The sequence below is a fragment of the Pseudomonas sp. W2Jun17 genome, from assembly GCF_023127795.1.
GTDB lineage: Bacteria > Pseudomonadota > Gammaproteobacteria > Pseudomonadales > Pseudomonadaceae > Aquipseudomonas > Aquipseudomonas synxantha_A.
In genome coordinates this window covers 16,755-29,811 of sequence record NZ_SPKO01000013.1, presented here as the reverse complement: position 1 = coordinate 29,811, position 13,057 = coordinate 16,755, and the positions used below count along the sequence as shown (strand labels likewise).

The 13,057-nt window shown below is 59.8% G+C and carries 11 protein-coding genes; 7 read left to right on the top strand and 4 right to left on the bottom strand.

The features are described from left to right. Positions 1 to 142: 142 nt before the first annotated feature. Both E4O98_RS10280 and E4O98_RS10275 read right to left on the bottom strand, forming a co-directional pair. Positions 143 to 1,636 (bottom strand): CoA-acylating methylmalonate-semialdehyde dehydrogenase, encoded by a 1,494-nt coding sequence (locus E4O98_RS10280; protein WP_032878059.1) that lies wholly within the window; start codon positions 1,634 to 1,636, stop codon positions 143 to 145. Positions 1,637 to 1,675: 39 nt separating this feature from the next. Further along, complete coding sequence (locus E4O98_RS10275; protein WP_103733860.1) at positions 1,676 to 3,025, bottom strand: aspartate aminotransferase family protein; 1,350 nt, start codon at positions 3,023 to 3,025, stop codon at positions 1,676 to 1,678. A 126-nt stretch (positions 3,026 to 3,151) separates the two neighbouring features. On the opposite strand from E4O98_RS10275, the gene E4O98_RS10270 reads away from it, so the two are divergent. The 6 genes from E4O98_RS10270 to E4O98_RS10245 all read left to right on the top strand — a co-directional run bounded on the left by E4O98_RS10270 (position 3,152) and on the right by E4O98_RS10245 (position 9,242). Next, positions 3,152 to 4,072, top strand: a complete 921-nt coding sequence (locus E4O98_RS10270; protein ID WP_003188270.1) for a LysR family transcriptional regulator — start codon at positions 3,152 to 3,154, stop codon at positions 4,070 to 4,072. Positions 4,073 to 4,159: 87 nt separating this feature from the next. Beyond that, positions 4,160 to 5,554: a nucleobase:cation symporter-2 family protein gene (locus E4O98_RS10265; protein ID WP_078820208.1), complete on the top strand. Its 1,395-nt coding sequence runs from the start codon at positions 4,160 to 4,162 to the stop codon at positions 5,552 to 5,554. Positions 5,555 to 5,641: 87 nt separating this feature from the next. Then, complete coding sequence (locus E4O98_RS10260) at positions 5,642 to 6,301, top strand: TetR/AcrR family transcriptional regulator (protein WP_005784489.1); 660 nt, start codon at positions 5,642 to 5,644, stop codon at positions 6,299 to 6,301. 14 nt (positions 6,302 to 6,315) lie between these two features. Next, positions 6,316 to 6,897: a YigZ family protein gene (locus tag E4O98_RS10255; RefSeq protein WP_032878063.1), complete on the top strand. Its 582-nt coding sequence runs from the start codon at positions 6,316 to 6,318 to the stop codon at positions 6,895 to 6,897. 55 nt (positions 6,898 to 6,952) lie between these two features. Then, positions 6,953 to 7,639 (top strand): SDR family oxidoreductase, encoded by a 687-nt coding sequence (locus E4O98_RS10250; protein WP_005784485.1) that lies wholly within the window; start codon positions 6,953 to 6,955, stop codon positions 7,637 to 7,639. A gap of 244 nt (positions 7,640 to 7,883) precedes the next feature. Next, positions 7,884 to 9,242 (top strand): 8-oxoguanine deaminase, encoded by a 1,359-nt coding sequence (locus E4O98_RS10245; RefSeq protein ID WP_078820206.1) that lies wholly within the window; start codon positions 7,884 to 7,886, stop codon positions 9,240 to 9,242. A 74-nt stretch (positions 9,243 to 9,316) separates the two neighbouring features. On the opposite strand, the gene E4O98_RS10240 is transcribed toward E4O98_RS10245, so the two are convergent. Beyond that, the gene (locus E4O98_RS10240; RefSeq protein ID WP_005784481.1) at positions 9,317 to 10,408 is read right to left on the bottom strand and encodes a calcium:proton antiporter; all 1,092 of its coding nucleotides are present in this window, start codon (positions 10,406 to 10,408) and stop codon (positions 9,317 to 9,319) included. 193 nt (positions 10,409 to 10,601) lie between these two features. Here E4O98_RS10240 and E4O98_RS10235 point away from each other — a divergent pair, with 193 nt between their 5' ends. Beyond that, complete coding sequence (locus E4O98_RS10235; protein ID WP_005784479.1) at positions 10,602 to 11,555, top strand: adenosine deaminase; 954 nt, start codon at positions 10,602 to 10,604, stop codon at positions 11,553 to 11,555. A 76-nt stretch (positions 11,556 to 11,631) separates the two neighbouring features. On the opposite strand, the gene E4O98_RS10230 is transcribed toward E4O98_RS10235, so the two are convergent. After that, complete coding sequence (locus E4O98_RS10230; RefSeq protein ID WP_032878067.1) at positions 11,632 to 13,002, bottom strand: MFS transporter; 1,371 nt, start codon at positions 13,000 to 13,002, stop codon at positions 11,632 to 11,634. Positions 13,003 to 13,057 lie beyond the last annotated feature (55 nt).

Genomic DNA, 13,057 nt, shown 5'->3' with positions numbered 1-13,057 from the left:
CGACTGCGCCGGAAGTGGGGCGAATTATAGGCTTCCAGAATCTGCCGTCAACCTTCTTTTTCACATTTCTGTCATATCGGTCTAAAATGCCTTAGAAACGCGAAAGCCGGCCCCAAGGGGGCCGGCTTTCGCTTATCGAGTCTTACAGACTAGGGAAGGCGAACTGCGACGCTTCATGACTGGCCCGTTGCGGCCAACGCTGAGTGATCGCCTTGCGACGGGTATAGAAACGCACCCCGTCCGGCCCATAGGCGTGCAAGTCGCCAAACAGAGAGCGCTTCCAGCCACCGAAGCTGTGATACGCAACCGGCACCGGCAGCGGTACGTTCACCCCTACCATGCCGACCTCAATCTCATCACAGAACAGCCGCGCGGCTTCACCGTCACGCGTGAAGATGCAGGTACCGTTGCCGTATTCATGATCGTTGATCAGTTGCATCGCCGCTTCCAGGCTATCCACCCGGACCACGCACAACACTGGCCCAAAGATCTCTTCTTTATAGATCCGCATCTCGGGGGTAACGCGGTCGAACAGACTGCCGCCAAGGAAAAATCCTTGTTCATGCCCGGCAATGCTCAAGCCGCGACCATCAACGACCAGCTCTGCACCCGCCGAAACACCCTCTTCTATATAGCCACTGACCTTATCTCGTGCCTGCCCCGTCACCAACGGGCCCATATCCAGGCCACAGGAGGTGCCCGCGCCGATCTTCAACGCCTTGACCTGCGGCACCAGCTTAGCGATCAACGCGTCCGCCACCTGGTCGCCCACGCACACCGCCACCGAAATCGCCATGCAACGCTCGCCGCAAGAACCATAAGCCGCGCCCATCAAGGCACTCACGGCGTTGTCCAGGTCTGCATCCGGCATCAGCACCGCATGGTTCTTCGCCCCGCCCAACGCTTGCACACGCTTGCCGCGCTTGGTCGCTTCGCTATAGATGTACTCGGCAATCGGCGTCGAGCCTACAAAGCTCAAGGCTTTAACTTCCGGCGCTTGAATCAATGCGTCCACCGCGCCTTTGTCGCCGTGCACCACACTCAGTACGCCTTTAGGCAGCCCAGCCTCCTGCAACAGTTGCGCGATCAACAACGTAGAACTCGGATCACGCTCCGAAGGTTTGAGGATGAAACAGTTACCGCACACAATCGCCAGCGGGTACATCCACAACGGCACCATCGCCGGGAAGTTGAACGGGGTGATACCCGCCACCACGCCTAGCGGCTGGAAGTCCGACCAGGCATCAATGTTCGGCCCCACGTTGCGGCTGTATTCGCCCTTGAGAATCTCCGGTGCCGAGCACGCGTACTCCACGTTCTCGATCCCACGCTTGAGTTCACCCGCCGCGTCTTCCAGGGTCTTGCCATGCTCCTCACTGATCAACTGCGAGATACGTGCTTCGTTTTGCTCCAGCAACTGCTTGAAACGGAACATCACCTGGGCACGCTTGGCCGGAGGCGTATTGCGCCAGGCCGGAAACGCCGCCTTGGCTGAGTCAATCGCCTGTTGAATGGTTTCACGGCTGGCCAACGGCACCTGGTGAATCACCTGGCCGGTAGACGGGTTATAGACGTCGGCACTACGACCGCTGTCGTTGACCAGCTCACCGTTGATCAAATGCTGGATAAGGCTCATGCAGGGCTCCTGAAAAATTGTTCTATATAGAAGGAGAAATCAGTCGATCTTGTTCAGCACTTCGCCGACCGCGTCAAACAGACGGTCCAGGTCCTGCGGCTTGCTGTTGAAGGTTGGCCCGAACTGCAGGGTGTCGCCGCCAAAACGCACATAGAAACCGGCCTTCCACAATGCCATGCCGGCCTCGAATGGACGCACGATGGCATCCCCATCACGCGGGGCAATCTGGATAGCACCGGCCAGGCCGTAGTTGCGAATGTCGATCACATTCTTGCTGCCCTTCAAACCGTGCAGCGCATTCTCAAAGTGCGGTGCGACTTCGGCTACGCTCTGCACCAGGTTTTCTTTCTGCAACAGGTCCAATGCCGCCAAGCCCGCCGCGCAAGCCACCGGGTGCGCCGAGTAGGTGTAGCCGTGGGGGAATTCCACGGCGTATTCCGGCGTCGCCTGGTTCATGAAGGTCTGGTAGATCTCGCTGCTGGCGATCACCGCGCCCATCGGAATAGCGCCATTGGTGACCTGCTTGGCGATACACATCAGGTCTGGGGTCACGCCAAAACTGTCGGCACCGAACATTGAGCCGGTACGGCCGAAGCCTGTGATCACTTCGTCGAACACCAAAAGGATATTGTGCTGGTCGCAAATTTCGCGCAGGCGCTTGAGATAACCCTGTGGTGGCACCAATACGCCAGCGGAACCGGCCATCGGCTCGACAAACACGGCTGCGATGTTCGACGCGTCATGCAGTTCGATCAGTTTGAGCAACTCATCGGCCAAGGCAATACCGCCCTGCTCCGGCATGCCCCGGGAGAAGGCGTTGCTGGTCAGCAAGGTGTGAGGCAGGTGGTCGACATCCATCATCGCCTGGCCAAACAGCTTACGGTTACCGTTCACACCGCCCAGGCTGGTACCAGCGATGTTCACACCGTGGTAACCACGGGCGCGACCAATCATCTTGGTCTTGGTGGCCTGACCTTTGAGGCGCCAGTAGGCCCGCACCATCTTCACCGCCGTATCGGCACATTCAGAGCCCGAATCGGTGAAGAACACATGATTCAGGTTGCCTGGGGTCAGGTCGGTGATCTTTTCCGCCAACTGAAAGGACAACGGATGACCGTATTGGAAGCCTGGGGAGTAGTCCAAGGTGCCCAATTGCTTGGCGACCGCCTCCTGGATTTCCTTGCGCGTATGCCCGGCGCCACAGGTCCACAGGCCCGACAACGAATCATAAACCTTGCGCCCCTTGTCATCGGTCAACCAACTGCCTTCAGCGGCCACGATCAGGCGCGGGTCGCGCTGGAAGTTGCGGTTGGCGGTGTAGGGCATCCAGTGCGCATCCAGCTTGAGTTGGCTGGCCAGGGTCGATGGGGCGTTTTCGGGCATGTTCATCAGCAAAACCTCGCAAGGCAAAAGGCAGCGTCGGGATTGAAAAAGCTTGGTTGCAGCTAAATTGCCACGGGGATAAAGTCGGTGAAATCCAACTCTTCTAACCTTCAGTCAGGACTTCACTAAACTATGAGCAGCCGTCGTCCCGACCCTTTGGCCCAAGTCAGCGACTTCGACATTCGCTTGCTGCGCATCTTTCGCAGCGTGGTGGAATGCGGCGGCTTCTCGGCGGCAGAGACCGTGCTCGGCATCGGCCGCTCGGCCATCAGCCAGCAGATGAGCGACCTGGAGCAGCGGCTCGGCCTCAGACTTTGCCAACGCGGCCGCGCCGGTTTTTCCCTGACGGAGGAAGGCCGCGAGGTTTATCAGTCAGCCCTGCAATTGTTGAGCGCCCTGGAAAGCTTTCGCACCGAGGTCAACGGCCTGCACCAGCATTTGCGCGGCGAGTTGATCATCGGCCTCACCGACAACCTCGTCACCCTGCCGCATATGCGCATCACCCACGCACTGGCGCAGTTGAAGGAACGCGGCCCGGACGTGCAGATCCAGATCCGCATGATCGCCCCCAATGAAGTAGAACAAGGTGTACTTGATGGCCGTCTGCATGTCGGCGTGGTGCCCCAGGCCAGCGCCCTGTCAGGTCTGGAATACCAACCGCTGTACAGCGAGCGCTCACTGCTTTATTGCGCGGTCGGGCACCCGCTGTTTTATGCCGACAACAAACAACTCGATGACGAGCGCATCGACAGCCAGGACGCCATCGCCCCTACCTTTCGCCTCCCCGCAGAGATCCAGGCCCACTACCAGGCGCTCAACTGCACGGCCAGCGCTTCGGACCGTGAAGGCATGGCGTTCCTGATCCTCACTGGCCGCTATATCGGCTACTTGCCCGATCACTACGCCAGCCTGTGGGTGCAACAAGGCCGACTGCGCGCGCTGAAACCGGCTACACGTTTTTACGATTTGAGCCTGGCATCGGTCACGCGCAAAGGCCGGCGCCCTCATTTGGTGCTGGAAAGTTTCCTTGAAAGCCTGGCCGCGACGCGCTAACTCGGGCCTCACGCAAAAAGCTGAGCACTTGGACAGCTTTTTGCAAGGCACAAGGACCTTGAACCGTCCGCCTCGAGTCTACCCGCCATGCCACCAGAATCTGCCAGCCCCAGCGACCTGATCTACGGCCTCAACGACCGCCCCAAACCACTGCCGGCTCTATTGGCAGCACTACAACATGTGCTGGCGGCGTTCGTCGGCATCATTACTCCGCCGCTGATCATCGGCTCCACGCTCGGCCTCACCGCCCACCTGCCCTATCTGATCAGCATGGCGCTGATGGTGTCCGGTGTAGGCACGTTCATCCAGGCACGCAGGCCGTATGGTATCGGCGCCGGTATGATCTGCCTGCAAGGCACTAGCTTTGCGTTTCTCGGCGCGGTGTTGGCGGCAGGCTTTCTAGTCAAGCAACGGGGCGGCAGCCCGGAAGACATTCTGGCGATGATCTTCGGCGTGTGCTTCTTCGGCGCGGCGGTACAGATCGTGTTGAGCCGCTTCATTGGCCAACTGCGTCGTGTCATCACCCCCCTTGTAACGGGGATCGTCATCACGTTGATCGGCATCAGCCTGATCAAAGTGGGGATTACCGACCTCGGCGGCGGTTTTAATGCGCCAGACTTCGGCGCCCCTGCGAACCTGGCACTCGGCCTGTTCGTGGTACTGACAATCATCCTGCTCAACCGCTCCAATACCCCGTGGGTACGCTTGAGCGCCATTATCATCGGCCTGGCCCTGGGGAGCCTCGCGGCGTGGTTCAGCGGTAAATTGGTGCCCCAAGCCCTGCCCGACTTGCCCTTGATCAGCCTGCCGATGCCGTTCCGATTTGGTTTCAACTTTGACTGGAGCGCTTTCCTGCCGATTGCGCTGATTTATCTGATCAGCAGCATCGAAACCGTCGGCGACCTCACGGCCAATTGCATGATCGCCCGCCAACCCATCAGCGGTGCATCTTATATAAGCCGGCTCAAGGGCGGCGTGCTGGGCGATGGCGTGAGCTGCATGATTGCCGCCACCTTCAGCGCGTTCCCCAACACCACCTTTGCCCAGAACAATGGCGTGATCCAGCTCACCGGCGTGGCCAGCCGTTACGTCGGTTTGTATATCGGTGTGCTGCTGTTCTGTCTGGGCCTGTTTCCATTGATCGGCGCCGTACTGCAGCAAATCCCCAAGCCGGTGCTGGGCGGCGCGACCCTGGTGATGTTCGGCAGCGTGGCCGCCGCCGGCGTGCGTATCCTCGCCCAGGCGCCGCTGGATCGACGCAGCATGTTGATCATTGCCACCTCGTTTGGCGTCGGCCTGGGTATCGCCGCTCAACCCAACTTGCTGCACCTGATGCCGACACTGGTACAGAACCTGTTCGACTCGGCCATCACCAGCGGCGGCCTCACCGCCATCGTATTATGCCTGTTGCTGCCGGAAGCCAAGGCGAGTACATGCGCTACAAACCCAACAGCGCAAAGCGAAAGCCTGGAGCCGCTTTGACGGTTTTATTGCATCGGGACTTGTCTGAGGCTTGAGGGTGGGTTATCTGTGCACACGTCGCCTTTATCGATCAGCACGGAAACGTCCATGAGCCTCGAAGTTCCTGCCCACAGCAACCACGCCGGTAAACCCGCCAGCCGCATTCGGCAAAAGAACGAACAAGCTATTCTCCAGGCTGCTGAAGATGAATTCGCCCGCCATGGCTACAAAGGCACCAGCATGAACACCATCGCTGCCAGTGCCGGGCTGCCCAAGGCCAACTTGCACTACTACTTCACCAACAAGCTGGGCCTGTATATCGCGGTGCTCAGCAATATCCTCGAATTATGGGACAGCACCTTCAACGCGCTGACCGCCGAGGATGACCCGGCCGTGGCGCTTGCGCGCTACATCCGCACCAAGATGGAGTTCTCGCGGCGCCAACCACAAGCCTCGCGGATCTTCGCCATGGAGATCATCAGCGGCGGCGAATGCCTCACCGAATATTTCGGTCAGGACTATCGCGCCTGGTTCAGTGGCCGAGCCGCGGTGTTCCAGGCGTGGATCGACGCCGGCAAAATGGACCCCGTCGATCCCGTGCACTTGATCTTCCTGCTGTGGGGCAGCACCCAGCACTACGCCGACTTCGCCACCCAGATCTGCCGCGTCACCGGTCGCACCAAGCTGACCAAGCAGGACATGGAAGACGCCGGCACCAACCTGATCCATATCATTCTCAAAGGCTGCGGCATCAAGCCGGCCCTATAAAAACGAAGCGAGTTATGTCTTTTACGCTGACAGGCTTTTGTGAGTTTCGTGAAGAAATACGCAAAAGCCGCTTTATCACCTTGGCGGTGCCGATCACCAGCCCGCAGGACGCCCAGGCGTTTTTCGAGCAGCACAGCGACCTGAACGCCACGCACAACTGCTGGGCCTGGAAGCTGGGCGATCAATACCGCAGCAACGACGACGGCGAACCCGGTGGCACCGCCGGGCGACCGATCCTCGCGGCTATCGAGGCCCAGGGGTTCGATCAGGTCGCGGTGCTGGTGATCCGCTGGTACGGCGGCATTCAATTGGGTACGGGCGGACTCGCCCGTGCCTACGGTGGTGGCGCAAACAAATGCCTGCAAAATGCCGAGCGTATCGAACTGATCAGCCGTGTGCCCCTGAGCTGCGCCTGTGGGTTCTCCGAGCTGAACCTGGTGAAGCTGCGCGTCGCCGAACTCGGCGGTTTAGTGCTGGAAGAAACCTTCACCGCCAACGGCGTGGAGCTACACCTTGCGCTGGCAGGGGCACACATCGACACCCTGCAAACCCAGCTCGCCGACCTGAGCCGTGGGCGCATCCTGCTGCAACGCTGAAACTGCTACTGTTAGGCGCTGAACTCCCTGAACCGCGACTTCAAAGGAAGCCTTCATGTCTACGCCAAAAACCGCACTGATCATCGGCGCCTCGCGCGGGCTGGGCCTTGGCCTGGTCAAGCAACTGCTCCAGGATGGCTGGGACGTCACCGCCACCGTGCGTGATCCGCACAAGGCCGATGCCCTCAAAGCCGTGGGCCCGGTGCAGATCGAGAAATTGGATATGGATGATCAGCAAGCCGTGATCGCCCTGGCCCAACGCTTGAAAGACCGCACCTTCGACCTGCTGTTCGTCAACGCTGGCGTCAAGGGCCCGGCGAACCAGGAGCCAGGCCACGCCACCCTCGCAGAGGTCGGCCAGCTGTTTTTCACCAACGCCGTGGCGCCGATCAACCTGGCCCAGCGCTTTGTCGGGCAGATCCGCAAAGACACCGGCGTGCTGGCGTTCATGAGTTCGGTGCTGGGCAGCGTGACCATTCCCGACGGTTCGGACCTGGCGCTGTACAAGGCCAGCAAGGCTGCCCTCAACTCAATGACCAACAGCTTTATCACCCAGTTGGGCGACCACAAGCCGACGGTTCTGTCGCTGCATCCGGGCTGGGTGAAAACCGACATGGGCGGAGAGAACGCACATATCGACGTCGACACCAGCGTGCGCGGCCTGGTGGATCAAGTAAATGCCTACACCGGCAAGGGCGGCCATCACTTCGTGGACTACAAGGGCGACACCATCGCCTGGTAAATACACCGATCAACCTGTGGAAGGGGGCTTGCTCCCGATGGCTGAGTGTCAGTCAATGCTGTGTGGACTGGCCCACCGCTATCGGGAGCAAGCCCCCCTCCCACTCTGTCCCTGCTCCTACAGCTAGACCCCGTAATGAACTACACGTAATCTAGCCCCCTCGCCCTCCCCGGCGACCCTGGATCAGCAGACAGGGCAACACTGAGCTGGCAAACCTGAACCCATCATTCAGAGGAGCCGGCCAATGCCTGCGACCCGTATCTGGTTAAAAAACCCCCTCGCGATTTTCACTGCCAATGGCCTCGACGCCCGTGGCGGCCTGGTGCTGCAAGACGGTGTGATCACCGAATTACTGGCCCAGGGCCAAGAACCGGCACAACCCTGCACGCAGGTGTTCGATGCTCGCGAACATGTGGTCCTGCCCGGGCTGATCAACACTCACCATCATTTCTATCAAACCCTCACCCGCGCCTGGGGCCCGGTGGTCAACCAGCCGCTGTTTCCCTGGCTGAAAACGCTGTACCCGGTATGGGCGCGGCTTACCCCGGAAAAACTCGCCCTGGCCAGCAAAGTCGCCCTGGCTGAATTGCTGCTGTCGGGCTGCACCACGGCGGCCGACCACCACTACCTGTTCCCCGATGGTTTGGAAAACGCCATTGATGTGCAGGTAGCCAGCGTGCGCGAACTGGGGATGCGCGCCATGCTCACCCGCGGCTCCATGAGCCTGGGCGAAGCCGATGGCGGCCTGCCACCGCAGCAGACCGTGCAACAAGGCCAGGTCATTCTTGACGACAGCCAGCGCCTGATCCGCGAATATCACGAGCGGGGTGACGGCGCGCAGATTCAGATTGCCCTGGCTCCGTGCTCGCCGTTTTCCGTCACCCCCGAGATCATGCAAGCCAGCGCCGAATTGGCCAACCGCCTGGATGTGCGCCTGCATACCCACTTGGCGGAAACCCTCGACGAAGAAGACTTCTGCCTGCAACGCTTCGGCCTGCGTACCGTGGATTATCTCGACAGCGTCGGCTGGCTCGGCCCACGTACCTGGCTGGCCCATGGCATTCACTTCAACCCGGATGAAATCGCACGCCTGGGTGCCGCCGGTACGGGGATCTGCCACTGCCCAAGCTCCAACATGCGCCTGGCTTCCGGTATCTGCCCGACCCTGGACCTGCTTGCCGCCGGCGCGCCCATCGGGCTGGGCGTGGACGGCTCGGCGTCCAACGATGCCTCGAACATGATCCTTGAAGCGCGTCAGGCCCTGTACATTCAGCGCCTGCGTTATGGCGCAGAAAAGATCACCCCAGAAGGCGTGCTGGGCTGGGCAACCAAAGGTTCGGCACAGTTGCTGGGCCGAACGGACATCGGTGAATTGGCCGTAGGCAAGCAGGCTGACCTGGCATTGTTCAAACTTGATGAGCTGCGCTTCTCCGGTAGCCACGATCCGATTTCAGCGCTGCTGTTGTGCGGTGCAGATCGGGCGGATCGAGTGATGATCGGCGGCCAGTGGCGGGTGATCGACGGCCAAGTCGAAGGCCTGGACCTGAAAGGCTTGATCGCCGATCACACCCAGGCGGCTCGCCAACTCATCGCCGGCACCTGAGCCAGACGCCGATCAAAATGTGGGAGGGGGGCCTGCTCGCTCCCACATTGGGTCTACGGCGTCATCAAAAACAGTTACAGCCCCAGCAGCGACAACATGATAAAAGTCGCAAACAACACAAAATGAGTCATCCCTTCAATGGCATTCGTCTCGCCATCGTTGAGGTTGATCGCGCTGACAATCAGCGTGATAAACACCATCACCGTCTGCACCGGCGTCATCGCCATCTGGAACGGCTGGCCGCTATAGAGCGCCATGGCTTCCATCACCGGCACCGTCAGGATCACCGTAGACAACGAAGCACCCAACGCAATATTCACCACCGACTGCATACGGTTGGCCAATGCAGCGCGCAATGCCGTCAGAATCTCTGGCGCGGCCGAGATAGCCGCCACCACAATCGCCGTGATCACCGGCGGCGCGCCCGTGCCTTCCAGGCCCAGATCCAGGGTTTTGGACATCACCTCGGCCAACGCGCCAATCACAATCACGCCAAACACCAACGTGCCTATCGAGAACGCGAGGTTAACGGGCGGTGTGTGTTCTTCTTCGGTTGATTTCTTGCGGCGTTTTTCCGGGTAGCTGTAGCTGAAGAAATAACTGTGTGGGCCTACCTGCATCCTCAGGAACAAGGTGTAGAGCACCACCATCGCGCCAATGGTGAAGGCCGAGTAAATTTTCCAATCGGCCTCGGGGATAAATTCCGGTACCACCATCGACACGCCCATGGCGGTGAGGATCATCACGCTGTAGGTGCGCGCTGAGTCATCGTTGTAGGACTGTTCCCCATGCTTGATGCCCCCCATCAAGGCGGCCAGGCCGAGAATACCGTTGATATCCAGCATCACCGCCGAGTAAATGGTATCGCGCACCAGGGTGGGCGATGGCTCGTTGCTCATCATGATCGCCAGGATCACCACTTCCACCAACACGGCCGCGAGGGTCAGGATCATGGTGCCGTAGGGGTCGCCAACCTTTTCTGCCAACTGCTCGGCGTGGTGGGCTACGCGCATTGAGGCCATTACGATAAACGCAATCAGCGCAGCACCGGCCAGCAGGGCCACCAGTTGCCCACTGTGGAGCATCCAGTGCTCCAGCGGATAAGCCGCAATGGCGGCAATCAGCGCCAGCAGCATGAATTTTTCTTGCTTGAGGTGTGTGAGCATTACGGGCCTTTTCGTGCAGCGAATCAGTCATTGATGGGGTACAGACTGCGCCAAGCCGCTAACGTTTCGTTACACCTTAGTTCACCTCACCCTTGCGTGAGTGACACAAATACTCTCCTGCTGGTCAGGTTTTGCCGATTATTTCAGCCATGGCCTGTAGAATGCCGCCATTGCACCTGATGAGATTTTAACTATGTACGATTGGCTCAACGCCCTGCCCAAGGCTGAACTGCACCTGCACCTGGAGGGTTCGCTGGAGCCTGAGTTGCTGTTCGCCCTGGCCGAGCGCAACAAGATTGCGCTGCCGTGGAACGACGTCGACACCCTGCGCAAGGCCTACGCCTTCAACAACCTGCAAGAGTTTCTCGACCTGTATTACAAAGGTGCCGATGTGCTACGCACGTCCCAGGATTTCTACGACCTGACCTGGGCCTACCTGCTGCGCTGCAAAGCCCAGAACGTGATCCACACCGAACCGTTCTTCGATCCACAAACCCACACCGACCGTGGCATCCCGTTCGAAGTCGTGCTGAACGGCATCGCCGCTGCGCTTAAAGATGGCGAGCAGCAACTGGGCATCACCAGCGGCTTGATCCTCAGCTTCCTGCGCCACCTGAGCGAAGCCGAAGCCGAGAAAACTCTCGACCAGGCCCTGCCGTTCCGTGACGCGTTCGTAGCCGTGGGCCTGGACAGCTCAGAAATGGGTCACCCGCCGAGCAAGTTCCAGCGCGTGTTCGATCGTGCCCGCCACGAAGGCTTCCTCACCGTCGCCCACGCCGGCGAAGAAGGCCCGCCCGAGTACATCTGGGAAGCGCTCGACCTGCTGAAAATCCAGCGTATCGACCACGGCGTGCGTGCCATTGAAGATGAACGCTTGATGCAGCGCATCATCGACGAACAGATCCCGCTGACGGTATGCCCGCTGTCCAACACCAAACTCTGCGTGTTCGACGACATGGCCCAGCACAACATCCTCGACATGCTCGAACGTGGCGTGAAAGTCACCGTGAACTCGGACGACCCGGCCTACTTCGGCGGTTATGTCACCGAGAACTTCCACGCGCTGCATACCTCCCTGGGCATGACCCAGGACCAGGCCAAACGCCTGGCGCAGAACAGCCTGGATGCGCGGCTCGTAAAGCCATAACCGGCCATCATTGAACGAATGCAGGCTAAATGTGGGAGGGGGCAAGCCCCCTCCCACATAGGTTTTGCGCTGACCTTTAGATTTGGGTGAGCTCTTCCAGCGTCTTGCCCTTGGTCTCCATCCCGAACACCCACACCACCAGCGCCGCCACGGCAAAGCACAACGCCCCCAAGGCAAATACCCCGCCCTGCCCGGTTATCGGAAATACCAACCCGGTCACCAACGGCCCCAGCAACGAGCCTACGCGGCCAATTGCTGACGCAAATCCGGAACCTGTAGCTCGCGCCGAAGTGGGATATAGCTCCGGCGTGTAGGTGTACAGCACCGCCCACATGCCAAACAGGAAAAACTGCATCAACAACCCGGAGGTGATCAGCAGGGCCACATTGCCGCCAAACACAGCACTTTGCCCATACAGAAACGCCATCACCCCGCCACCCAGCAGCGTCACGACGCACACCGGTTTACGCCCCCAGCGCTCGACCAGCCAGGCCGCCATCAAAAAGCCGGGGATCCCGCCCAGGGAAATGATCACCGTGTAATACACCGACTGGGTCACGGCGAAACCCGATTGCTGCAATAGCGCGCTCAACCACGACGTCAGCCCGTAGAACCCGAGCAAGGCAAAGAACCACACGCTCCAGATCATCATCGTGCGTTGGCGGTACTGCGCCGACCACAGCTGCTGGAACGCGGAAAAGAATGTACCCGGCGTACTCTCTACCCATGGCAGGGCCATCGGCTCCGGCAAATCGGCGCGGCCCAGGGAGTCGCGTACCTTCTGCTCGATACCCAGCAATACCTTGTCCGCCGCTTCGTGGCGCCCGGCCTGTTCCAGCCAACGCGGCGACTCTGGAATAAAGAAGCGGATGGCCAACACAAACACCGCCGGTACCGCCAACACCAGGAAGATGTCGCGCCAACCAATCACCGGCAGCAAAAAGTACGACAGCACCCCGGCGGCTACAAAGCCCAACGGCCAGAAACCATCCATCAACGCGATGTAACGCCCGCGCCGTTTGGCGGGAATCAACTCCGACAGCATCGACTGAGCAATAGGAAACTCCATGCCCATGCCAATGCCCAACAGGATCCGAAACAACGTCAACGCCTCCACCGTCTGCGCCGTGGAGCACAGGTAACTGGCAACGCCCCACAACACGATGCTCCACTGAAACACCGGTTTGCGCCCAAAGCGATCCGCGAGCATTCCAGAAAGAGAAGCACCCACCACCATGCCGAAAAAACTCGAACTGGCCAGCAACCCGGCCTGGGCCGTGCTCAAGCCAAACTCGGTTTTGATCGAGCCCAACAGAAAGGTCATCATTGCCAAGTCCATGGAGTCGAAGAAAAACGCCAAGGCAATGATGATGAAGATGACTCGGTGGTAACCGCTGATGGGCAACCGTTCCAGCCGCTGTGCTGCGCTATAACCCTGCCTGACCATGCCGCATCCCCCCGTATGAAAAATCCCCTTGGCGAGTGTGCGGCATCGTTTGTCC

Bases quoted from the DNA above. Each gene is read 5' to 3' on its own strand.
- E4O98_RS10245 (WP_078820206.1), top strand. From the start codon at position 7,884: ATGCCTGCGACCCGTATCTGGTTAAAAAACCCCCTCGCGATTTTCACT.
- E4O98_RS10270 (WP_003188270.1), top strand. From the start codon at position 3,152: ATGAGCAGCCGTCGTCCCGACCCTTTGGCCCAAGTCAGCGACTTCGAC.
- E4O98_RS10250 (WP_005784485.1), top strand. From the start codon at position 6,953: ATGTCTACGCCAAAAACCGCACTGATCATCGGCGCCTCGCGCGGGCTG.
- E4O98_RS10265 (WP_078820208.1), top strand. From the start codon at position 4,160: ATGCCACCAGAATCTGCCAGCCCCAGCGACCTGATCTACGGCCTCAAC.
- E4O98_RS10280 (WP_032878059.1), bottom strand. From the start codon at position 1,636: ATGAGCCTTATCCAGCATTTGATCAACGGTGAGCTGGTCAACGACAGC.
- E4O98_RS10235 (WP_005784479.1), top strand. From the start codon at position 10,602: ATGTACGATTGGCTCAACGCCCTGCCCAAGGCTGAACTGCACCTGCAC.
- E4O98_RS10275 (WP_103733860.1), bottom strand. From the start codon at position 3,025: ATGAACATGCCCGAAAACGCCCCATCGACCCTGGCCAGCCAACTCAAG.
- E4O98_RS10260 (WP_005784489.1), top strand. From the start codon at position 5,642: ATGAGCCTCGAAGTTCCTGCCCACAGCAACCACGCCGGTAAACCCGCC.
- E4O98_RS10230 (WP_032878067.1), bottom strand. From the start codon at position 13,002: ATGGTCAGGCAGGGTTATAGCGCAGCACAGCGGCTGGAACGGTTGCCC.
- E4O98_RS10255 (WP_032878063.1), top strand. From the start codon at position 6,316: ATGTCTTTTACGCTGACAGGCTTTTGTGAGTTTCGTGAAGAAATACGC.
- E4O98_RS10240 (WP_005784481.1), bottom strand. From the start codon at position 10,408: ATGCTCACACACCTCAAGCAAGAAAAATTCATGCTGCTGGCGCTGATT.